The 20,537-nt window shown below is 43.3% G+C and carries 19 protein-coding genes; 14 read left to right on the plus strand and 5 right to left on the minus strand.

Going from position 1 to position 20,537, the window contains the following annotated elements:
* Positions 1–79: 79 nt before the first annotated feature.
* The 8 genes from rpsF to dnaB all read left to right on the plus strand — a co-directional run bounded on the left by rpsF (position 80) and on the right by dnaB (position 7,316).
* Positions 80–367, plus strand: a complete 288-nt coding sequence (gene rpsF, locus PGZ10_RS04545; RefSeq protein WP_008368913.1) for a 30S ribosomal protein S6 — start codon at positions 80–82, stop codon at positions 365–367.
* 13 nt (positions 368–380) lie between these two features.
* On the plus strand, positions 381–821 hold the full coding sequence (locus PGZ10_RS04550; protein ID WP_055155542.1) for a single-stranded DNA-binding protein: 441 nt from the start codon (positions 381–383) through the stop codon (positions 819–821).
* Positions 822–842: 21 nt separating this feature from the next.
* On the plus strand, positions 843–1,106 hold the full coding sequence (gene rpsR / locus PGZ10_RS04555; protein WP_008368909.1) for a 30S ribosomal protein S18: 264 nt from the start codon (positions 843–845) through the stop codon (positions 1,104–1,106).
* 148 nt (positions 1,107–1,254) lie between these two features.
* A complete protein-coding gene (locus tag PGZ10_RS04560) occupies positions 1,255–2,178 on the plus strand; it encodes a sugar phosphate nucleotidyltransferase (RefSeq protein WP_270540788.1) in 924 nt (307 codons plus the stop codon).
* 142 nt (positions 2,179–2,320) lie between these two features.
* Positions 2,321–3,337, plus strand: a complete 1,017-nt coding sequence (galE, locus tag PGZ10_RS04565) for a UDP-glucose 4-epimerase GalE (RefSeq protein ID WP_022221100.1) — start codon at positions 2,321–2,323, stop codon at positions 3,335–3,337.
* Between the two features lie 113 nt (positions 3,338–3,450).
* A complete protein-coding gene (locus PGZ10_RS04570; RefSeq protein ID WP_022221099.1) occupies positions 3,451–5,499 on the plus strand; it encodes a DHH family phosphoesterase in 2,049 nt (682 codons plus the stop codon).
* 1 nt (position 5,500) lies between these two features.
* A complete protein-coding gene (rplI, locus tag PGZ10_RS04575) occupies positions 5,501–5,947 on the plus strand; it encodes a 50S ribosomal protein L9 (protein ID WP_270540789.1) in 447 nt (148 codons plus the stop codon).
* Between the two features lie 13 nt (positions 5,948–5,960).
* Entirely contained in the window at positions 5,961–7,316 is a 1,356-nt protein-coding gene (gene dnaB / locus PGZ10_RS04580) for a replicative DNA helicase (protein ID WP_117824222.1), read from the plus strand.
* 60 nt (positions 7,317–7,376) lie between these two features.
* On the opposite strand, the gene PGZ10_RS04585 is transcribed toward dnaB, so the two are convergent.
* Together PGZ10_RS04585 and PGZ10_RS04590 are read right to left on the minus strand one after the other, a co-directional pair.
* The gene (locus PGZ10_RS04585; protein WP_117557964.1) at positions 7,377–7,988 is read right to left on the minus strand and encodes a helix-turn-helix domain-containing protein; all 612 of its coding nucleotides are present in this window, start codon (positions 7,986–7,988) and stop codon (positions 7,377–7,379) included.
* A 234-nt stretch (positions 7,989–8,222) separates the two neighbouring features.
* Positions 8,223–8,393, minus strand: coding sequence for a DUF362 domain-containing protein (locus tag PGZ10_RS04590; protein ID WP_008368888.1), 171 nt, complete (start codon positions 8,391–8,393; stop codon positions 8,223–8,225).
* Positions 8,394–8,739: 346 nt separating this feature from the next.
* Here PGZ10_RS04590 and PGZ10_RS04595 point away from each other — a divergent pair, with 346 nt between their 5' ends.
* A complete protein-coding gene (locus tag PGZ10_RS04595; protein WP_270540791.1) occupies positions 8,740–9,960 on the plus strand; it encodes a substrate-binding domain-containing protein in 1,221 nt (406 codons plus the stop codon).
* Between the two features lie 106 nt (positions 9,961–10,066).
* On the opposite strand, the gene PGZ10_RS04600 is transcribed toward PGZ10_RS04595, so the two are convergent.
* The 3 genes from PGZ10_RS04600 to PGZ10_RS04610 are packed head-to-tail and all read right to left on the minus strand — an operon-like array spanning position 10,067 to position 14,573.
* A complete protein-coding gene (locus PGZ10_RS04600; protein WP_195251402.1) occupies positions 10,067–11,479 on the minus strand; it encodes a sensor histidine kinase in 1,413 nt (470 codons plus the stop codon).
* Complete coding sequence (locus tag PGZ10_RS04605; RefSeq protein WP_008368880.1) at positions 11,479–12,180, minus strand: response regulator transcription factor; 702 nt, start codon at positions 12,178–12,180, stop codon at positions 11,479–11,481. The genes PGZ10_RS04600 and PGZ10_RS04605 overlap by 1 nt, the downstream gene beginning before the upstream one ends.
* A 17-nt stretch (positions 12,181–12,197) precedes the next feature.
* Positions 12,198–14,573, minus strand: coding sequence for an endonuclease MutS2 (locus PGZ10_RS04610; protein ID WP_270540795.1), 2,376 nt, complete (start codon positions 14,571–14,573; stop codon positions 12,198–12,200).
* A gap of 158 nt (positions 14,574–14,731) precedes the next feature.
* Here PGZ10_RS04610 and PGZ10_RS04615 point away from each other — a divergent pair, with 158 nt between their 5' ends.
* From PGZ10_RS04615 to PGZ10_RS04635, 5 genes are all read left to right on the plus strand, one after another.
* Positions 14,732–16,015 (plus strand): S1C family serine protease, encoded by a 1,284-nt coding sequence (locus PGZ10_RS04615; protein ID WP_270202946.1) that lies wholly within the window; start codon positions 14,732–14,734, stop codon positions 16,013–16,015.
* 56 nt (positions 16,016–16,071) lie between these two features.
* A complete protein-coding gene (locus PGZ10_RS04620; protein WP_055297414.1) occupies positions 16,072–17,013 on the plus strand; it encodes a 3'-5' exoribonuclease YhaM family protein in 942 nt (313 codons plus the stop codon).
* Positions 17,014–17,044: 31 nt separating this feature from the next.
* Positions 17,045–18,448, plus strand: a complete 1,404-nt coding sequence (gene rlmD / locus PGZ10_RS04625; RefSeq protein WP_330672590.1) for a 23S rRNA (uracil(1939)-C(5))-methyltransferase RlmD — start codon at positions 17,045–17,047, stop codon at positions 18,446–18,448.
* Between the two features lie 117 nt (positions 18,449–18,565).
* The gene (locus tag PGZ10_RS04630; RefSeq protein ID WP_008120506.1) at positions 18,566–19,255 is read left to right on the plus strand and encodes a response regulator transcription factor; all 690 of its coding nucleotides are present in this window, start codon (positions 18,566–18,568) and stop codon (positions 19,253–19,255) included.
* Positions 19,231–20,496 carry a sensor histidine kinase gene (locus PGZ10_RS04635; protein ID WP_270540797.1) on the plus strand — a complete coding sequence of 422 codons (1,266 nt, stop codon included), beginning with the start codon at positions 19,231–19,233 and terminating at the stop codon, positions 20,494–20,496. Before PGZ10_RS04630 ends, PGZ10_RS04635 begins: the two co-directional genes overlap by 25 nt.
* Positions 20,497–20,537: the final 41 nt, after the last annotated feature.

A 20,537-nucleotide genomic window follows, 5' to 3' on the forward strand; every position in this document is an offset into this window, starting at 1 on the left:
TCATACCAACTTGTGATATATTATTTATCCTTGTTCCCGGCGGATCCGGGAGCCAAAAGACCATAAGGAGGTGCAGGACATGAGCAAATATGAATTAGCAGTTGTTGTCAGCGCAAAACTCGAAGACGACGCCAGAGCAGAAGTAATCGAAAAGGTGAAAGCACTTGTTACACGTTTCGGTGGTAACATTACTGACGTTGACGAATGGGGAAAGAAGAGATTAGCTTACGAAATCCAGAAGATGAAAGAAGCTTACTACTACTTCATTCACTTTGAATCTGAAACAACAACACCAGGCGAAATCGAAGAAAGAATTCGTATCATGGATGGTGTAATCAGATATTTATGCGTGAAACAGGAAGCTTAGAAAGAGGCAACGTATGAATAAAGTAGTTTTAATGGGACGTCTGACAAGAGATCCTGAAGTGAGATATTCACAAGGTGAGAACGCTCTCGCTATTGCAAGATATACATTAGCTGTAGACCGCAGATTCAAGCGTGACGGAGAACAGACCGCAGATTTTATTAACTGTGTTGTGTTCGGAAAGAGTGCTGAATTTACAGAACGTTATTTCCGTCAGGGAATGCGCGTAGTGGTTTGCGGAAGAATCCAGACCGGAAGCTATACCAACAGGGATGGTGTAAAGGTCTATACAACAGAAGTTGTTGTTGAGGAACAGGAATTCGCAGAAAGTAAGAATGCTAGCAGTGCTAATACACAGTCTTATCAGGCAGCCCCGGCACCGGCGCCAAGCGCCGATGCAGGTGACGGTTTCATGAACATTCCAGACGGAATTGATGAGGAGTTACCGTTTAATTAAGGTTGAAAGGAGATGTGTACAATGGCATTCGAAAAAGGAAACAGACCGGATTCTCCAATGAAGAGAAGAGGCGGACGCAGAAGAAAAAAAGTTTGTGTATTCTGTGGTAAAGAAAACAACGAAATCGATTACAAAGATACAGCAAAATTAAAGAAATATGTTTCTGAGAGAGGAAAAATCCTTCCGAGAAGAATCACAGGAAACTGTGCAAAACATCAGAGAGCTCTTACAGTAGCAATCAAGAGAGCAAGACATATCGCTTTAATGCCATACGTTCAGGATTAATCGAATATGATCAGAACAGGATTTCCATTTTGGAAGTCCTGTTTTTTTACTGTTTTTCTGTCTGGCAGACGATTGAAAAAGGAGTCATTTGGGGTTAGAATAAGAAAGAGAAAGTTTTGAAATCTAAAAAAGAATTGGAGAATCAATTATGAAAAAACCAGTTTTAGTAATTATGGCAGCAGGAATGGGAAGCCGTTATGGCGGACTTAAACAGATCGATCCAGTTGATAAAGAGGGACACATCATTATGGATTTTTCCCTGTTTGATGCAAAAAGAGCCGGATTTGGGAAGGTTATTTTTATTATAAAGAAAGAAAATGAAGACAGTTTCAGAGAAGCAGTAGGAAACCGTATGGCAAAATATATGGAGGTTTCTTATGTATTTCAGGATATCAACAACATTCCGGAAGGTTTTGAAGTTCCGGAAGGCAGAGTGAAACCGTGGGGAACCGGACATGCAGTCCTCAGCTGCATTGATGAGATCGACGGGCCATTTGCTGTTATCAATGCAGATGATTATTATGGAAAACATGCGTTTGAAGCAATTTATAATTATCTGTCTGAGCATGAGGATGATGATAAGTATCGTTATGCGATGGTCGGATATCTTCTGAAGAATACAGTAACAGACAATGGTCATGTGGCAAGAGGAATCTGTACGACCAATGAAGAAGGGGAACTGGTAAATATTACCGAAAGAACCCGCATTGAGAAGCGTGACGGTAAGATTGCATTTACTGAAAATGATGGAGAAACCTGGGAAAATTTACCAGAGGATACACTGGTTTCCATGAATATGTGGGGATTTACGAGAAGCATACTGGACGAGCTGAAAGCAGAATTTCCACAGTTCCTGAAGAAAGGACTTACTGAAAATCCGATGAAGTGTGAATATTTCCTGCCGGCAGTCGTAAGCAATCTTCTGGAGGCAGACCGCGCAACAGCAGCGGTTCTTCCGTCGGCAGATAAATGGTACGGCGTAACTTATAAAGAAGACAAACCGGTTGTCGTAGAAGCGATCCGCAATCTGAAAAAAGAAGGTCTTTATCCGGAAAATCTCTGGGAAGAGTAGGAATGTGTTGAAATTTAGTAAATAGTTCATTTGATTTACTAAAAAATATAAATAATTTAGTAAAAACACTTCCATATAGGCAGGATGTGTGCTATAGTGTGTAAAGAAAAGTAAATGATTCTAATTTCAGGAGGAAAAAATCATGGCAATTTTAGTAACAGGCGGAGCCGGATTTATCGGCAGTCACACATGTGTAGAGATGCTGAATGCAGGATATGAAGTTATTGTAGTAGATAATCTTTGCAATGCTTCTGAAGAAGCAATCAGACGTGTAGAGAAGATCACCGGCAAGAACGTTACATTTTATAAAGCAGATATCAGAGATAAAGAAGCACTGGATCAGATTTTTGACAAAGAAAGTGTAGAATGTGTCATTCATTTCGCAGGACTTAAAGCAGTCGGAGAATCTGTTGCAAAGCCACTTGAATATTATCAGAACAATATTGCAGGTACACTTACACTTTGTGATGTTATGCGTAACCACAATGTGAAGAACATCATCTTCAGTTCTTCAGCAACGGTATATGGTGATCCGGCATTTATCCCGATTACAGAAGAATGCCCGAAGGGAACCTGTACGAATCCTTATGGATGGACAAAATGGATGCTTGAGCAGATCCTGACAGACCTGCATAAGGCAGATCCGGAGTGGAATGTTGTCCTTCTTCGTTACTTCAATCCGATCGGCGCACATGAGAGCGGACTGATGGGAGAAGATCCGAAGGGTATCCCGAACAACCTGCTTCCATATATTGCACAGGTTGCAATCGGTAAGCTGGAATGCCTGGGGGTATTTGGTGATGATTATGATACACCGGACGGAACAGGTGTGAGAGACTACATCCATGTGGTTGACCTTGCAATTGGACACGTAAAGGCGCTGAAGAAGATCCAGGAAAAATCAGGCGTAAGCATTTATAATCTTGGAACCGGAGTGGGATATTCAGTACTGGATGTATTGCATGCATTTGAAAAAGCATGTGGAAAAGAGATCCCTTACCAGATCAAGCCAAGAAGAGCCGGAGATATCGCAACATGCTACTGTAATGCAGAAAAAGCAAAGAACGAGCTCGGATGGGTTGCAGAACGCGGAATCGACAAGATGTGTGAGGATTCATGGAGATGGCAGACAATGAATCCGAATGGATACGAAGCTTAATAAAAGAAAGAAAAATGTGTCAGGGTGTACGTTCCCTGGCACATTTTTTAGTTCCCTAATATCCGGAAAGGTGATATAATACAAATATCTATAGGTTTTAAGAGGGCTGAAAGATGAAAAAGGATATAAAGTTAAAGGGACAACTGAAATTGTATATGCAATGGCCGGGAATTATGATTCTTTTCCTTATCCTGATGAATATCTGGATCTTCAGGATGGATCGAAAGGCCGGGCTGCTTATGAGTGCGTTTGTGCTGGTTTATGCAGTCGTCATTGGCATTATGTATTTTTACAACAAGTCTCTGATTCTGGCAGACATGGTAGAGTTTGCAGCGCAGTACGGGATTGTCCAGAATACACTTCTGAAGGAACTTTCGATTCCGTATGCGATTTTACTGGATGATGGAAAAATCATCTGGACGAACACACAGTTCCGGGAAGTCCTTGGGACGACTATCCGGAAGGATACCTATCTGAGTAAATATATTCCGGAGTTGAACCGGGGCGTATTTCCAAAGGAAGAGAATGAATCGGTAAGCCTGGAATTCAATTATCTTGACAGAGATTATCAGGCTGAGATCCAGTGCGTATCGGTCGAAGGTTTCAGTGAGACAGAGCAGCTTCTGGAGATACCGGAGGAAAAGGAATATTTTATTGCGATACATCTTCAGGATGTGACAGAGCTGAACCGGTATATCCGGGCGAATGAAGAGCAGCGGCTGGTGGCCGGACTGGTTTATATTGATAACTACGAAGAGGTCATGGAAAGTGTCGAGGAAGTAAGGCAGTCTCTTCTGGTGGCATTGATCGACCGTAAGATCAACCAGTATATTGCGGATTTTTCCGGTATTGTGAAGAAGCTTGAGAAAGACAAATATTTTGTTGTGATTAAAAAAGAAAGCTTCAATCGAATGGAAAAAGACCGTTTTTCTTTACTTGATGAGGTAAAAGGAGTCAGTATCGGCAATCAGATTCCGGTTACACTAAGTATTGGGCTTGGACTCAGTACAGATACCTATGCTGCAGGATATAATTATGCCCGTATAGCGATCGATCTTGCACTTGCAAGAGGCGGAGATCAGGTAGTTGTGAAGAATAACAAGGGAATCAGCTATTATGGCGGAAAGCGTGAGCAGACTGCTAAGAATACCCGAGTAAAAGCAAGAGTAAAAGCAGAAGCACTCCGGGAGTTTATCACCGGAAAAGAGCGTGTGATCGTAATGGGACATAAGATGGCAGATGTGGATTCATTTGGTGCGGCAATCGGTATTTACCGGGCAGCAAGTGCGATGAAAAAGAAAGTCAATATTGTCCTGAACGATATTTCTGTGACACTCAGACCGCTTTATGAAGCATTTACTGATGATCCGAAGTATCCGGATGATCTGTTTGTGACTTCCCATGAGGCGGAGGAACTGGCAGATGACAATACAATGGTAGTTGTTGTTGATACCAATAAGCCAAAGATGACAGAATGTGAACGCCTGCTTCGTCTGACGAAGACGATTGCAGTTCTGGATCACCACAGACAGAGCGATGAAGTGATTGAGAATGCGGTTCTGTCGTATATTGAGCCATATGCTTCCTCGGCGTGTGAGATGGTAGCAGAGGTTCTTCAGTATATCGGCGATGATCTGCGTTTGAATTCCATGGAAGCGAACAGTATGTATGCAGGTATTCTGGTTGATACCAACAATTTCATGTCCAGAACAGGAGTCCGGACCTTTGAGGCAGCTGCGTACCTGAGAAGATGTGGCGCAGATGTTACTTATGTAAGAAAACTCCTCCGTGATGATATGGCATCTTACCGGGCAAAAGCTGCAGTAATCAGCAGTGCTGAGGTATATCGGGATGTATTTGCGATCGCACGAGGCGAACATCTGGGAATTGAAAGTCCCACTATTATCGGAGCACAGGCGTCAAATGAGCTTCTCAATATTGAGGAGATCAAGGCTTCTTTTGTACTGACTGAATATAATGGTAAGATTTACATCAGTGCACGTTCCATTGATGAGATCAATGTACAGATCATTATGGAGCGGCTCGGCGGAGGCGGTCATATCAACACTGCCGGTGCCCAGTTTCCATATTCCGATATGGAAAGAGCGATTGAAACTCTGAAAAAGACAATCGATATTATGATAGAAGAAGGAGATATTTAAGATGAAAGTTATTTTATTGGAAGATGTAAAATCCCTTGGGAAAAAAGGCGAGGTTGTAAATGTAAGTGACGGATATGCAAGAAACTTTATTTTCAAAAAAAACCTTGGACTGGAAGCAAATGGAAGGAATTTAAATGACTTAAAGCTTCAGAAACAGAATGAAGAAAAGGTTGCACAGGAGCATCTGGAAGCAGCGCAGGAGCTTGCAAAAAAATTAGAGGCAGCAAAAGTAGAACTCAAGATCAAGACCGGGGAAGGCGGAAGAACATTCGGTTCTGTGTCTTCAAAGGAAATTGCAATTGCAGTAAAAGAACAGCTTGGATATGATCTTGATAAGAAAAAGATCCAGATCAAAGAAGCGATCCGTACACCTGGAATGCATCTTGTACCGGTCAAACTTCACCAGAAAGTGACTGCTGAATTAAAAGTGCACGTTGGGGAAGCTTAGGAGGATCTGAGACATGGATGAAGCACTCATTAAGAGAGTACCGCCACACAGCATAGAGGCAGAGCAGTCTGTTGTTGGAGCGATACTGATGGACCGGGATGCGATTACAGTAGCTGCCGAGATCATTTGTGGAGATGACTTTTATCAAAAGGCATATGGTGTAATTTTCGATTCAGTGGTAGAACTTTTTAATGAGGGAAAACCCGTTGACCTGATTACACTGCAGAACCGTCTGCGTGAAAAAGCTGTTCCGGAAGAGATCAGTAGTCTTGAATTTGTCCGGGATCTGGTAACAGCAGTTCCAACCTCGGCAAATGTAAAGTATTATGCTGAGATCGTCTCTGAAAAAGCAACGTTGAGGCGTCTGATCAAGATGAATGAAGCGATTGCGGATGAATGTTATCAGGGGCAGGAGCCGCTGGAGGCGATCCTTGAAAGGACAGAGAAGCAGGTTTTTGAGCTGGTGCAGAACCGCGGAGGAAACGGTGAATACGTGCCGATCAAGCAGGTAGTGTTAAATGCCCTTGAGAAAATTGAGAAAGCATCTAAGAGTAAGGGAACTGTTACAGGAATTCCGACTGGATTTATTGACCTGGATTACAAGACATCCGGTTTGCAGCCCTCCGATCTGATCCTGGTCGCAGCCCGTCCTTCTATGGGTAAGACGGCGTTTGTACTGAACATTGCACAGCATGTGGCGTTTAAACAGAACCGTACAGTTGCCATATTCAGTCTGGAAATGTCAAAGGAACAGCTGGTAAACCGTCTGTTCTCGCTGGAATCCTATGTAGATGCACAGCTTTTAAGAACCGGTAATCTGAAGGATTCTGACTGGGAAAAGCTGATCGAAGGTGCCGGAACAATTGGAAGATCGAACCTGATCATTGATGATACACCGGGTATTTCGATTTCGGAAATGCGTTCCAAATGCAGAAAATATAAAATGGAACATAATCTTGATCTGATCATCATCGACTACCTGCAGTTGATGAGCGGAAGTGTTGGTGGACGTAATGAGTCCCGTCAACAGGAAATTTCCGATATTTCCCGTTCCTTAAAAGCGCTTGCCCGAGAATTAAGCGTGCCGGTCATTGCGCTGTCACAGCTGAGCCGTGCGGTTGAGCAGAGACCAGATCACAGACCGATGCTTTCTGATCTGCGTGAGTCCGGAGCAATCGAGCAGGATGCCGACGTGGTTATGTTCATTTATCGAGATGATTATTATAATAAGGATACGGAACATGTCAATGAGGCAGAGATCATTATTGCCAAACAGAGAAACGGTCCGATTGGAACCGTAACGCTTACATGGCTTCCGCAGTACACGAAATTTGCCAATTCAGAACGAAAAGTTGTGGATGGGGAATGAGAAATTATGAAATGAAAAAGACAGGGAACAGAATCAAAACTGTTCGCTGTCTTTTGACTTTTATGTGGTTTCGCCAAATAATTTCCGCAGGTAATGTCCGGCGCCAGATTTTGAAGCTTCTTTCCGGAGCGCCTGCTGCTGACGAAGTAAATGATCAAGCTTCCGGTAACGGTCTTCTTCCAGGCGTTCTTTTGCCTGTAAAAGAAAATCCATTTCCTTTGTTACTTTTTCAGATACGGATTTGCCGAGAGACCCCTCCAGGATCTGGTTGTTTTCCAAAAGAATTTTTCGGAGAGACTCTTCGAGCAGAGGCTGATAAACAGAAAGAGAAAGGTTGTCTGCTGTATAAACAGAAAGAGCCGGATCCTGGGGGTCAGCAACTTCGTTTATCGAAGCGGCAGCCTTTGGTGCATCCGATTTTCTGGCCTTCAGAAGTGCTTTTGTGCGAAGCATGTCCGGAAGGAGCTGTTTGATCTCCTTCAGGAGTAGTCCCTGTTCTTTGAGTTCTTTGATACAGCTAAAAAGCTGTATATCTTCTTCCGTATAGTGCCGATGTCCCATCTCAGTGCGTCCGATCGGAAGATCAAGCTCTTCCTCCCAGTAGCGAAGAACATGTGATTCTACGCCAACGTGTTTGGCAGCTTCTGAGATCATGTAATGAACGTCGCCCATACGATAACCCCCTTATTAAAATAAGTATGTGATATAGATTGAGTACAAGTCTATTGTAGCATAAGAAGAAGAGATGGAAAGAAAAATCGTTCGACAAATGTTGCAGAGGGAAGGATGTCAGATAGGATGATGCTTACTGGATCTGTATTTGGTTCAGACGTATACATAAAAAGAGACGATCTTCAGATGAAAACCGTCTCTTTCTTACTGTCTTATTCAATCTACGTGTTCTGATTACTCAGCGCTGATTGCTCCTGTAGGACATGCTGATTCGCAAGCGCCACAGTCAACACATGCAGAAGCATCGATCTGCATATGATCTGCACCCATAGAGATTGCTCCTACTGGACATTCGCTTTCGCAAGCTCCGCAGCTTACACATTCGTCTGAAATTACGTGTGCCATGATATGTATCCTCCTTATTATTATGAAAAAGTTAAAATCGATATGCCTTTCGCATAACTTTATTCTAATACAGAACTTGAAAATATACAAGAGGAATTTATGCTTAAAAATAGATACAATTGAGTTAGAAATGTCAAACTAATAGCGCGAAATGGGCATTTCTTTGGTTAGAAATATAAAACCAAGAGGTTAGTAATATAAAACTTACAAATGAAAACAAAAAGAATTTATGAAATCTTAAGAAATTTTTCTACCTTTCCCGGGCGATTTGGTGTATAGTGGGTACTGTACCATTTTATAACCAATAATGAAACTGATTTTAAGATAGAGAAAGTGGAGTGGATTTATGAAAAAACGGTGGAGTATACTTTCGGCTGTACTTTGTGTGACACTTTTGACTGGTGGATGTGGAACTGGAAGCAAGAATGATGCAGGTACAGGAAAAGAGAAGACATTCAGTCATGAGACAAGGGAAGAGAATGAGCATCAGAGTAACCTGGATGTTTTACAACCATCTGCATATGGCAATGTGCAGGGACTGAATCTGGAGAAAGGAAGCTCGATTTCTATTATAGGAAGAGGAAGTTCTTCCGCATACTGGAAAGCTGTTCAGGAAGGTGCAAAGCAGGCGGTAGCGGATATTAATACAAACCTGGGATATAAAGGGAATGATAAAGTAAAGCTTGTTTATTCTGCGCCGGAGACAGAGAATGATGTAGATGATCAGGTAAATATTCTGGATGAGGAGCTTGCACGGTATCCGGTTGCGGTCGGGATCGCAGCAGTTGATTCAGGGGCATGTGAGGTTCAGTTTGATCTTGCTGCAGAGAATGGGATCCCGATCGTAGCATTTGATTCCGGGACCGATTATCAGAATATTGTATCCATGATTGATACAGATAATACAACTGCCGCTGCAACAGCAGCAAGTAAGCTGTGCAACAGTATCGGTGAGAGTGGTCAGATCCTTGTAATCGCACATGACTCCAAGTCTACTTCTTCTGAAGAAAGAGAGCAGGGATTTGTACAGGAAGTGGAAAAGAATGATCCGAATGTAACGGTTGCAGAGATCTGGCATCTGGATGATCTGGATGCGATCTCGAAAGAGATCAATGCAGATTCATCTGAAAAGAATTCCCAGGAGACTGCAGATAATGTGCAAAAAGCAGAGGAAGAGAACGCAGATAGCCGGGATACCCAGACGGCACAGCAGGATGCAATCAAGTATCTTCTTGAAAAGTATCCGGATGTAAAAGGAATTTTTGCAACCAATGAAACAGTAGCAGACCTTGTGGTGAATGTTCTGGACTCTATGGACAAAATAACGGGGGAAGACCGAATCAAGGTAGTGAGCTTTGACGGCGGGGAGGATCAGATGAAGCTTCTGGAAGATGGGAAGATTGATGGACTGATCGTTCAGAACCCATACGGAATCGGCTATGCAACGGTTGTTGCCTGCGCAAGAGCAGTGCTTGGTCAGGGAAATGAAGCAACGGTAAGTACCGGATATACCTGGGTTACAAAAGATAATATGAATAAAGATTCGATTAAGAAGATGCTTTATTAGTAAGAAGAAATGTCTGAAATCTGTGAAAAATGGGTTTCAGACATTTTTATATAAAAACGGTTGTGAGTGACATATTATTTATGCCGGCTACAACCGTTTCTTTTTGCTATTTTTTCGTCAGTGGAAGGGAGAAGATAAATTCTGTTCCAACTCCCTCGGTACTGATCACATTGATATTTTCATTGTGTGCCTGAATAATTTCTTTTACGATCGAAAGCCCAAGTCCGGTTCCTTTTTTGTCTTTTCCGCGGGAGAGATCGCTTTTGTAAAAACGTTCCCATATTTTGTTGATACTTGATTTCGGAATGCCAATTCCATAATCTTTGACGGAAGTATATACTTTGTCACCGCGCGGTGTGGTTTCAATCGTGATCGTAGACTCCGGATTGCTGAATTTGATCGCGTTGTCCAGCAGATTGTATAGAACCTGTTGGATTTTGTGCCGGTCAGCATGTACATACAGGGTACGAGTTGCCAGAAGAAGTTCGATAGAAATTTTTTTGGCAGTGCAGGTACCTTCGAAAGAAGCTGCTGTGTTACGGATCACTTCGTGAATATCAAAATCTGTTTTATCAAGAAGAAGATCCTTCGTATCAAATTCATTCAATGTCAGCAGATCGCGTGTAAGGTCAGTAAGACGTTCTGTTTCAAATAAGATGATATTTAAGTATTTGCCCTGCATTTCAGGTGGGATCGTGCCATCCGCCATGGCTTCAACATAGCCTTTGATGGAAGTCAGAGGAGAACGGAAATCATGGGATACATTTGCCACAAATTTCTTCTGGTAATCCTCCATATCTTTCAGTTGGGAAGACATGTAGTTGAGAGATGCGGAAAGATATCCTATCTCATCCTGCGTATTAACCGGGATGACAACATCCAGATTGCCGGAAGCATACTGCTTTGCTGCATTCGTAATCTTGACGAGCGGGCGGTAGATCAGAAAATGTACACCCAGCAAAATAATGAATGAGAGCACATAAATGATCAGAATCACGATATACGTGTTACGCATCAGAACAGAATGTGCGTCTGTGATCTGCGAGTAAGGCTTATGTACAAGCAGATATCCGTGGGTTGAAAAATTCTCTGTGACCGGAGCAATCACGGTGATCATTTCTGAGTTGAAGTACCCGTGATAATCACCGGTCAGATAAGTGGAGCCGCCGGATTCGGCAGGATCAAAATTTTCAATCCGGGAAGGGGCATACGATACATCGCCGGATTTGGCAGATGCAAGCAAAGATCCCTCATTATCAACAAACCAGATATCTGAATTCAGGTAATCGCTCATACCATTGAGCTGTGTATAAACATCTGCCAGAGTAATGGTTTTGGAAAAATAGTCCGGCAGATAATTGGATGCAAGCAGATTCGCCGACTGATACATATTGCCGGAAATGCTGCTTTCCAGATAGTGGGTTGTCAATGTGGATGACAGGGATGCCACTGTAAAAATACTTAAAAATCCGAGAATAATATATAAGAGGATAAATTTAAGGTAAAGAGTACTTTTCATTACTTCACCTCAAATTTGTAACCGATTCCCCAGACGGTACTAAGTCCCCAGGAAGGATGATCCTTGATTTTCTCGCGCAGACGCTTAATATGAACATCAACGGTACGGGTGTCGCCGACATACTCATAGCCCCAGATCTGGTCAAGGAGCTGCTCGCGTGTGAATACCTGGTTTGGTGAAGAGGCGAGGAAATACAAAAGTTCCAGTTCTTTTGGTGGCATATCTACATTCTTACCATCAACGGTTACTGCGTAATTGGTAAGATTGATCTCGATTCCCGGATAGTCAACAACCTTTCCGCGGCTGGCGGCAGGAGTTTCTGGTTTGGCAGGCTGATAGCGTCTGAGTACCGCTTTTACTCTTGCGACAAGCTCCTTGGAATCGAATGGTTTTAAGACGTAATCATCAGCACCAAGCTCCAGACCGAGCACCTTGTCAAATACTTCTCCTTTTGCGGAAAGCATAATGATTGGGGTATTGTGTTTACTGCGGATCTCGCGACAGACCTGATAGCCATCGATGCCCGGAAGCATCAGGTCGAGCAGCATCAGGTTTGGCTGATAGGATTCAAATGCGGTAAGAGCTTCTTCCCCGTCGTGTACGATCATCGTATCGAAGCATTCCTTTGTAAGGTAGAGAGAAATCAGTTCTGCAATATTCTCGTCGTCATCTACAATTAAGATTTTCTGTTTAGTCACCATGATAGTTCCCCCAATGATTATTTGAATTCTACGATAGTTACACCGGCATCGCCCTCCCCGAAAGCTCCCAGCCGGAAGGATTTGATATGTTTCTGGCGGCGCAGATACTGATGGATCCCGTTCCTGAGTGCGCCGGTTCCTTTCCCGTGTACAATTCGTACCGGACTTAAGTGTGCGATATAGGCATCATCCAGATATTTGTCAAGTTCGGCAACTGCTTCATCGACTGTCTTGCCAAGAAGATTGATCTCCGGACTGACATGCATGGATTTGCCCATCTTCATCTTGCCACTGCTGGTTCTGCGCATCTGCTTTGCAGTAACCGTAAGCGGTTCTTCGATCAGTTCGAGATCGGAAATATTGACCTGTGACCGGAGAATACCCATCTGGACAAACAGGTTGCCTTTGGCATCCGGTAGTGAATTTACCGTTCCGGTCAGATTCATGCTCAGTACTTTTACAGAATCGCCCAGATGGAAATCGCTTGCCTTGTAAGCTTTGGAAGGTTTTTTCTTTTCCAGACGGTTTTTATTTTCAGTTTTGGAAAGCTGCTTGCGGATCCGTTCTCTTTCTTTTTCCATCTCGGAAGCGGAAATACTGGCTTTGCCGAATTTGCGGAAGTTCTTCATCGTCTCATCAGCAAAATCTTTGGCTTCCTGAACAATGTCGGTTGCTCTGGCATTTGCCTCACGAATGATCCGGTCGCGCTGTGTATCCAGCTTTTCCTGTTGGTTCTTGAGTTCGGACTTGAGACGCTCCATCTCGCGGCGGTAAGAAGCAACCTCTTCCCGCTCTTTCTCGATGGTCTTGCGGCTTTGTTCCAGATCAGTAAGGAGATCTTCAAAAGATTCATCCTCCTCGGTCAGATGCGTTTTGGCATCCTGGATGATATAATCCGGAAGGCCGAGTTTTTCGGAAATCGCGAAAGCATTACTTTTTCCAGGAATACCGATCAGAAGATGGTAAGTCGGACTCAATGTTTCCACGTCAAATTCACAGCAGGCATTTTCTACTCCCGGAGTAGAAAGAGCAAATACCTTCAGTTCGCTGTAGTGTGTCGTTGCCATAGTGCGGATTCCACGGTTATGCAGATGTGACAGAATGGCGATAGCGAGTGCAGCACCCTCAGTCGGATCGGTTCCCGCACCAAGTTCATCGAAAAGGACTAATGAATTCTCATCCACATGATTTAGGAAAGAAACCACATTTGTCATGTGAGAAGAGAAGGTACTTAAAGACTGTTCAATACTCTGTTCGTCACCAATATCAGCATAAACCTGGTTAAATACAGCAAGTTCTGAACGGTCAAGTGCAGGAATGTGCAGACCTGCCTGGCCCATGAGGGTAAAAAGCCCCACAGTCTTGAGGGAAACGGTCTTACCACCTGTATTCGGACCGGTTATGACGAGAAGATCAAAGGTATCTCCAAGTGTCAGACTGATCGGAACAACTTTTTTACGGTCCAGAAGAGGGTGTCTTCCCTCACGGATCCGGATCCGGCCTTCGGTGTTAAAGACTGGGCGGCTGGCGTTCATATCCAGTGCCAGTGCACCTTTTGCAAAAATAAAATCCAGTTCTACAAGTGCTTTGTAGTTCAGACGGATTTCTTCAATATATTCAGCTGCATCCACACTGAGGCGGGCAAGGATCACCTGGATTTCTTCCTGCTCCTGGGCATATAATTCTTTCAGATCATTGTTCAGTTTGACAACGGCCATCGGCTCAATGAAAAGTGTGGAGCCGGTTGCTGACTGGTCATGGATCAGACCATTTACCTGGCTGCGGTACTCGGCTTTTACCGGGAGACAGTAACGGTCGCCACGCATGGTAATAATGGCATCCTGGAGATAGGTGCGCATGGAACCGTTCAAAAGTCCGGTCATGGTAGAATGGATCTTGTCATTCATGCCGTTAATACTGCGGCGGATCTGCTTTAATTTGCTGCTGGCATCATCGCTGATCTCATCTTCACCAAGAATACAGCGGTCAATTTCGGCAGAAAGTGGTGTAAGCGGCGCAAGCTGTTCAAAATATACATCCAGACAATCTGCCTGATCGTCTGCATTTTCATGACGGCCGTAGGATTTGATCCGGGCGGTTGTCTGAAGAAGCTTGCAGATCCGGAGGAGTTCTGGTGCGCTTAAGGCACTTCCGATCTCCAGGCGCTTAAGAGAGTCGGAGACAGCATAGCAGCCGCTGAAAGAAGGAATTCCCTTCTTTACAATGCGGGTAAATGCTGCGGCAGTCTGTTCCTGTGCAGTGATGATTTTGTTAAGGTCGGTCATCGGCTTGATCCGTCGGCAGAATGAAGCTCCGCCAGGGGAAGAAGCGTGATCGGTCAGCATCTCTATAATTTTTGGAAATTCCAATTTTGTTAAAGATTTTTGATTCATAATACATTTATACCTCATATTTTGTCTGGTTCTATTCTAACTTATTTACCGTCTAAATGAAAGTGGAAAGGTGAAATTTCGTTGAACATTTGCGGGGAATCATGTATACTAAAACTAGGTGTGGCTGAAAGCACTCCGGAGGCCTAAGGAGAAGCACAATGTCTGATAATCGGGAGAATAAGCATAACGAAGAACCGCACGACAGTGAGGAAGAAAAATATTCGTTTTTGCAGGAAACAGTAAAAGATGAACAGCGAAGTAAAAAAGGAATCATGGGAAATCTGTGCAGGCTTGCAGGAAGAGGACTGATTTTTGGACTTGCAGCAGGTCTTGCGTTTTATGCCCTTCGCCCATGGGCGATGACACATCTGGGCGGAGAGAAGGTAACGATTCCGTTGGATCAGGAGGAAACTCCGGTTGAGAATGAGACGGATACCAAGGATCAGGAAGCACAGGAGGAAGAGATTCAGTATCCGGATCTGACTGTCGAAGATTATCAGGAGATGAACCATGCATTATACCAGGTGGCATTGTCAGCAGGAAAAAGTGTGGTTGAGATCTATGCCGTGCACCGGGATGAAGGCTGGGAGAATGCAGGGGAGCAGGCTGTATCGGGAGTTATTTTCTGGGATAATGGAGCAGATCTTTTGATTGCGGCACCGGCAAGAATTGTAAAAGATGCAGAAGCACTGAAAGCCACATTTTCAGACAATACTACATATAACGCAACTTTGAAAAAGCAGGACCGGAATCTTGGACTTGCGATCATTGCGATTAAGAGATCAGATCTGTCGGATAGTACGAGGAACCAGATCCAGACGGCGATGCTTGGTAATTCTAATGCAGTGAACCGTGGGGACGGCGTGATCGTTCTTGGTGAGCAGTTTGGATATGCAGGTGGTGTCGGGTATGGGATCATCAGTTCCACCAGAAATTACCGGACAGTGGCGGACGGGCAATACCGACTGCTTGATACAGATATTGCAGGAAGTGAAAAAGGGAGCGGAATTCTGTTTAACACGGCGGGTGAAGTGATTGGAATCTGTGACCAGTCAGAACTGCAGAGAGACGGAAATCTTGTAAGTGCCTATGCGATTTCGGATATCAAGGAAGAGATCGAACTTCTGGCAAATGGACAGGGAGTTCCGTATATTGGCGTTCACGGAGTTGTAGTGACGGAGAAGCTTGCCGGCGAACAGGGAATCCCGAAAGGCATTTATGTCAGGGAAGTAGAGGCTGATTCGCCTGCGATGCAGGCGGGGATCCAGAATGGTGATGTGATCACAGAGATTAACAAGACAGATATCACCGGTATAGCAGGACTTCATAAACAGATCGCAGAAGCCGGAACCGGTACACAGATCAGGATCAAAGGGCAGAGGCGTGGCGCAGATGGTTATGTCGATGTAACATTTGATGTGACAGTTGGAAGTAAAGAATAGATTTGCAGATAAAAAGCAACCATAAATTTAAAATATAGAGCAGGAAGAGGAATGACATGAGATATATTGAGACATTACACGAAGGCGAGACAATCAGAAATACGTATCTTTGCAAAGGGAAAAGAAGTGCGGAGACAAGGAATGGAAAACCATATGACAACCTGATCCTTCAGGACAAGACAGGAACTTTAGATGGAAAGATCTGGGATCCGAATTCAAATGGAATTGCAGATTACAGCGAAAAAGATTTTATTGAAGTTTACGGGGAGATCATCAGCTATAACGGCAATCTTCAGATGAACATCAAGCAGCTCCGTGTAGCAGACGAGGGAGAATACGATCCGGCGGATTATATGCCGACCAGCGAGAAAAGTGTGGATGGAATGTATGAAGAACTGATGCGTTATGGAAAGCAGGTGAAGAACCCGTATCTGCAGCAGGTGATCCAGTATTATTTTGTAAATGATGAACAGTTTATCAAGAGTTTCAAGGCACATTCTGCAGCAAAGAGTGTACATCATGGATTTGCCGGAGGACTTCTGGAGCACACATTAAGCGTAGTGAAATTCTGTGAATATATGGCAGGGGCATATCCGATCCTGAATAAGGATCTTCTGTATACAGCGGCAATGTGTCATGATATCGGAAAGACACAGGAACTTTCCCTATTCCCGGATAATGATTATACCGATGATGGGCAGCTGCTCGGTCATATTGTGATCGGTGTGGAAATGCTGGATGATGCAATTCGTGAGATCCCGGATTTCCCAAAGAAGCTTGCCAGCGAATTAAAGCACTGTATCGTAGCGCATCACGGAGAACTCGAATACGGTTCGCCGAAGAAACCGGCGCTTGCTGAGGCAATGGCACTTAATTGTGCAGATAATGCTGATGCAAAGATGCAGACACTGACAGAGATTTTTAAGGCAAAAGATACAAAGGACTGGTTAGGTTATAACCGTCTGTTTGAATCTAACTTAAGAAAGACCAGTATCTAAGAGAAGTTCTGAAAGAAAGATGAGTATAAAAATGAAGAAAAATGACGTAGTGACGGTAGAAGTTACAGATATCGGAATCGGCGGTGAAGGAATCGGAAAGGTTGATGGATATACTCTGTTTATCAAGGATGCAGTCATTGGAGATACCGTTGAAGTAAAAGTAATGAAAGCAAAAAAGAACTACGGATATGCGAGATTAATGCGGATTGTAAAAGAATCCGCATTTCGTGTATCTGCACGCTGTCCGGAGGCAAGACGCTGTGGCGGATGCCAGATTCAGGAGATGGATTACCGGAAACAGCTGGAGTTTAAAAATACAAAAGTAAGAAATAACCTGATCCGTCTTGGCAGTGTGGAAGAAGAATTGCTGGATCAGATCATGGAGCCGATCGCAGGAATGGAGGAACCGTTCCGTTACCGGAATAAAGCACAGTTCCCGATCGGAGTGGATAAAGAAGGGAATCTGATTGCCGGATTCTATGCCGGAAGAACCCATCAGATCATCCCGGTTCCGAACAGGGACTGCGTACTTGGAGTACCGGAGAATAAAGTGATCCTGGATCAGATTCTGGACTACATGCGGGAAGAGAAGATTTCTGCATATGATGAGGAACGGCACAAAGGGCTGGTGCGCCATGTCCTGGTCCGGTATGGATTTACAACAAAAGAGATCATGGTTTGTCTGATCATTAATGGGGATAAGCTTCCTAGCAGTGAAAAATTGTTGAAAAAGCTGACAAAGATTCCGGGAATGACAAGTATTACTTATAATATCAATAAAGAAAAGACGAATGTGATCATGGGATCAAAGGTTTGTCCGCTCTGGGGACAGACGTATATCACCGATTATATCGGTAATGTCAAATACCAGATTTCACCGCTGTCTTTCTATCAGGTGAATCCGGTACAGACAGAGGTACTTTACGGAACCGCACTGGAATACGCCGGGCTTACTGGAAAAGAGACGGTTTGGGATGTGTATTGTGGTATCGGAACGATTTCCCTTTTCCTTGCGCAGAAAGCACAGAAAGTTTACGGCGTGGAAATCGTGCCGCAGGCAATTGAAGATGCAAAGCATAATGCTAAGATCAATGAGATTACAAACGCGGAGTTTTTTGTAGGAAAGGCAGAAGAAGTGCTGCCGGAGTATTATGCGGATTATGCAAAAGAGCATCCGGGAGAGCATGCGAGAGCGGATGTGATCGTAGTCGATCCACCGAGAAAAGGATGTGAGAGAAGCGTACTGGATACGATGGTTCAGATGGAGCCGGAGAGGATCGTATATGTGAGCTGCGATTCAGCGACTTTGGCTCGGGATGTGAAGTATCTGCGGGAGAATGGGTATGAGATTAGGAAGGTGAAGGCGACAGATATGTTTCCGATGAGTGTGCATGTGGAGACGGTTGTTCTTTTGTCCCAACTGAAACAAAAATAATTTACCTAAAAATGAAGATAGCAGGCAACCGCAGTGTCCAGAAGATAAAGAGAGTGCAATTGTGGAGGCATTGAAGCATTTTAAGATGAATAGTTAATAAAGAGAGGTGCATATGCTATGCCAGGTATACTCGTGGTTGAAGATGATGAAAATTTAAATCGTGGAATTACATTTTCACTGAAAAAATCCGGATATGAGGTTTTTTCAGCAGAATCAGTGAAAAAAGCGAAAAGAATTGCAAGTGATAATAATGTGGATGTTACCATTTGTGATGTGAATCTTCCGGATGGGAATGGACTGGAATTTGTAAGGTGGATGAGATGCAATTATAATACATACATTATTTGTCTTACAGCACTAGATCAGGAGATGGATCAGGTCATGGGATATGAAGCAGGGGCAGATGATTATATTACAAAGCCGTTTAGTCTTTCGGTACTTCTTTTGAAAATAGAAGCACATTTCCGCCGCAGACAGGAGAAAACGGAAGCCGGAAAGATGATTTCGGGAGATATCGTATTTATCGCAGGAGAAATGAAAGTCCTGATAAAGAGTCGTGAAATCAGTCTGACAAAAACGGAGTTGAAAATGCTGACTTTTTTTCTTCAGAATCCGAAACAGATTCTTTCAAAAACACAAATATTGGAAAATGTGTTTGATCTGGAAGGGGATTTTGTGGATGAAAATACAATCGCTGTCAATATCAGAAGACTCCGTGAGAAAATCGAAGACAATCCGGCTGCACCGGTCTATATAAAGAATATCAGAGGTCTTGGGTATATATGGAATCAGGAGGTAAGGCAGTGACAAAGAGATATCGCAAGAAGATTACAGTAGTGCTCTCCTTGGTATTACCTGTCATATTATTGTTTGCAATATTAAATTGCTTTACCACGTATGTGTTTTATGAAGATTATAAATATAAAATGAATCTTATGACAGAGATTGCTGCAAAGGAAGAATTTTCCGGGCTGGATGCTGTTTCGGAATTGCTTAAGGATAAGGATATTGAAACGAACGAACAGGGAAGGCGATTATTGGAGCAATATGGATACTGGGGGAATAAAGGGAATGCATTTTATTCGCAATTCCGGCATCAGGTTATGGTGACCGGTGCTGTAAGCACTGTGATATGTGTGCTTCTATTGACTTTTTTATTTTATTGGAAGAAAAAAGAAGATGCGTGTCATCAGAAAATTTTAGACCAGTTAGAAGAAATTCTGATCAGATTCCGTGAAAATAAATTTGATGATTTACTGAAAACAGAAAATCACGCTGAACTGGAAAAATTGAATGACCAGATTGAAGCAATCGGACATCATATTCAGTTGCTAAAGGAAGAAGCACGGGAAGAAAAAGAGAGCACGAAAGAAATGGTTTCTGATATCTCTCACCAGTTAAAGACACCGGTTGCAGCTTTGGATACATGTTTTAGTGTGCTGATGCAGAATGACTTAAGTGCCACAGAACAGGAGGAGTTTCGCATCCGTTGTCGGAGCGCTCTGGATGGACTGGAGACATTATTGCAGTCGCTTCTTGAAATATCCAAGATGGAAACCGGACTGATTCAGATTAATAAGAAAAAACTTCCACTAATGGATACTGTCATATCTGCTGTGAACCGTACTTATCCAAAAGCGGATGAGAAAGAAATTGAATTCGTTTTTGACTATGCAAAAGAGCTGGAAACATGCATGGTTATGCAGGATAAAAGGTGGCTTGGTGAAGCTGTGATCAACGTTTTGGATAATGCAATCAAGTATAGTCCGGGTGGTTCAAAAATATTTATCCGGTTACAAAAAAGAAACGATCTTGTAAGAATGGAAATTGAGGATCAGGGAATCGGTATTCCGCAGAATGAGTATCACAAAATTTTTCAACGATTTTACAGAGGAGGTTCCAGGGAGGTCAGGGAAGAGAGTGGCACGGGAATCGGACTTTTTCTATCGAGAGAAATTATCGAAAAACACGGAGGTATGATCACGGTAATCTCCGGCAAAAAGAAAAAAGGAAGTACGTTTGTGATTCAATTACCATATGTTGGTTAAATTTTAATTGGGCAGAAATCTTACAATTCTGTAAGACTTCT

It is taken from the genome of Coprococcus sp. AF102-57 (genome assembly GCF_027686195.1).
In the GTDB taxonomy this organism is placed as follows: Bacteria; Bacillota; Clostridia; order Lachnospirales; family Lachnospiraceae; genus Allocoprococcus; species Allocoprococcus comes.

Excerpts from the sequence above, each read along its gene's own strand:
- rpsF (WP_008368913.1), top strand. The coding sequence starts at position 80 with ATGAGCAAATATGAATTAGCAGTTGTTGTCAGCGCAAAACTCGAAGAC.
- PGZ10_RS04550 (WP_055155542.1), top strand. The coding sequence starts at position 381 with ATGAATAAAGTAGTTTTAATGGGACGTCTGACAAGAGATCCTGAAGTG.
- rpsR (WP_008368909.1), top strand. The coding sequence starts at position 843 with ATGGCATTCGAAAAAGGAAACAGACCGGATTCTCCAATGAAGAGAAGA.
- PGZ10_RS04560 (WP_270540788.1), top strand. The coding sequence starts at position 1,255 with ATGAAAAAACCAGTTTTAGTAATTATGGCAGCAGGAATGGGAAGCCGT.
- galE (WP_022221100.1), top strand. The coding sequence starts at position 2,321 with ATGGCAATTTTAGTAACAGGCGGAGCCGGATTTATCGGCAGTCACACA.
- PGZ10_RS04570 (WP_022221099.1), top strand. The coding sequence starts at position 3,451 with ATGAAAAAGGATATAAAGTTAAAGGGACAACTGAAATTGTATATGCAA.
- rplI (WP_270540789.1), top strand. The coding sequence starts at position 5,501 with ATGAAAGTTATTTTATTGGAAGATGTAAAATCCCTTGGGAAAAAAGGC.
- dnaB (WP_117824222.1), top strand. The coding sequence starts at position 5,961 with ATGGATGAAGCACTCATTAAGAGAGTACCGCCACACAGCATAGAGGCA.
- PGZ10_RS04585 (WP_117557964.1), bottom strand. The coding sequence starts at position 7,988 with ATGGGCGACGTTCATTACATGATCTCAGAAGCTGCCAAACACGTTGGC.
- PGZ10_RS04590 (WP_008368888.1), bottom strand. The coding sequence starts at position 8,393 with ATGGCACACGTAATTTCAGACGAATGTGTAAGCTGCGGAGCTTGCGAA.
- PGZ10_RS04595 (WP_270540791.1), top strand. The coding sequence starts at position 8,740 with ATGAAAAAACGGTGGAGTATACTTTCGGCTGTACTTTGTGTGACACTT.
- PGZ10_RS04600 (WP_195251402.1), bottom strand. The coding sequence starts at position 11,479 with ATGAAAAGTACTCTTTACCTTAAATTTATCCTCTTATATATTATTCTC.
- PGZ10_RS04605 (WP_008368880.1), bottom strand. The coding sequence starts at position 12,180 with ATGGTGACTAAACAGAAAATCTTAATTGTAGATGACGACGAGAATATT.
- PGZ10_RS04610 (WP_270540795.1), bottom strand. The coding sequence starts at position 14,573 with ATGAATCAAAAATCTTTAACAAAATTGGAATTTCCAAAAATTATAGAG.
- PGZ10_RS04615 (WP_270202946.1), top strand. The coding sequence starts at position 14,732 with ATGTCTGATAATCGGGAGAATAAGCATAACGAAGAACCGCACGACAGT.
- PGZ10_RS04620 (WP_055297414.1), top strand. The coding sequence starts at position 16,072 with ATGAGATATATTGAGACATTACACGAAGGCGAGACAATCAGAAATACG.
- rlmD (WP_330672590.1), top strand. The coding sequence starts at position 17,045 with ATGAAGAAAAATGACGTAGTGACGGTAGAAGTTACAGATATCGGAATC.
- PGZ10_RS04630 (WP_008120506.1), top strand. The coding sequence starts at position 18,566 with ATGCCAGGTATACTCGTGGTTGAAGATGATGAAAATTTAAATCGTGGA.
- PGZ10_RS04635 (WP_270540797.1), top strand. The coding sequence starts at position 19,231 with ATGGAATCAGGAGGTAAGGCAGTGACAAAGAGATATCGCAAGAAGATT.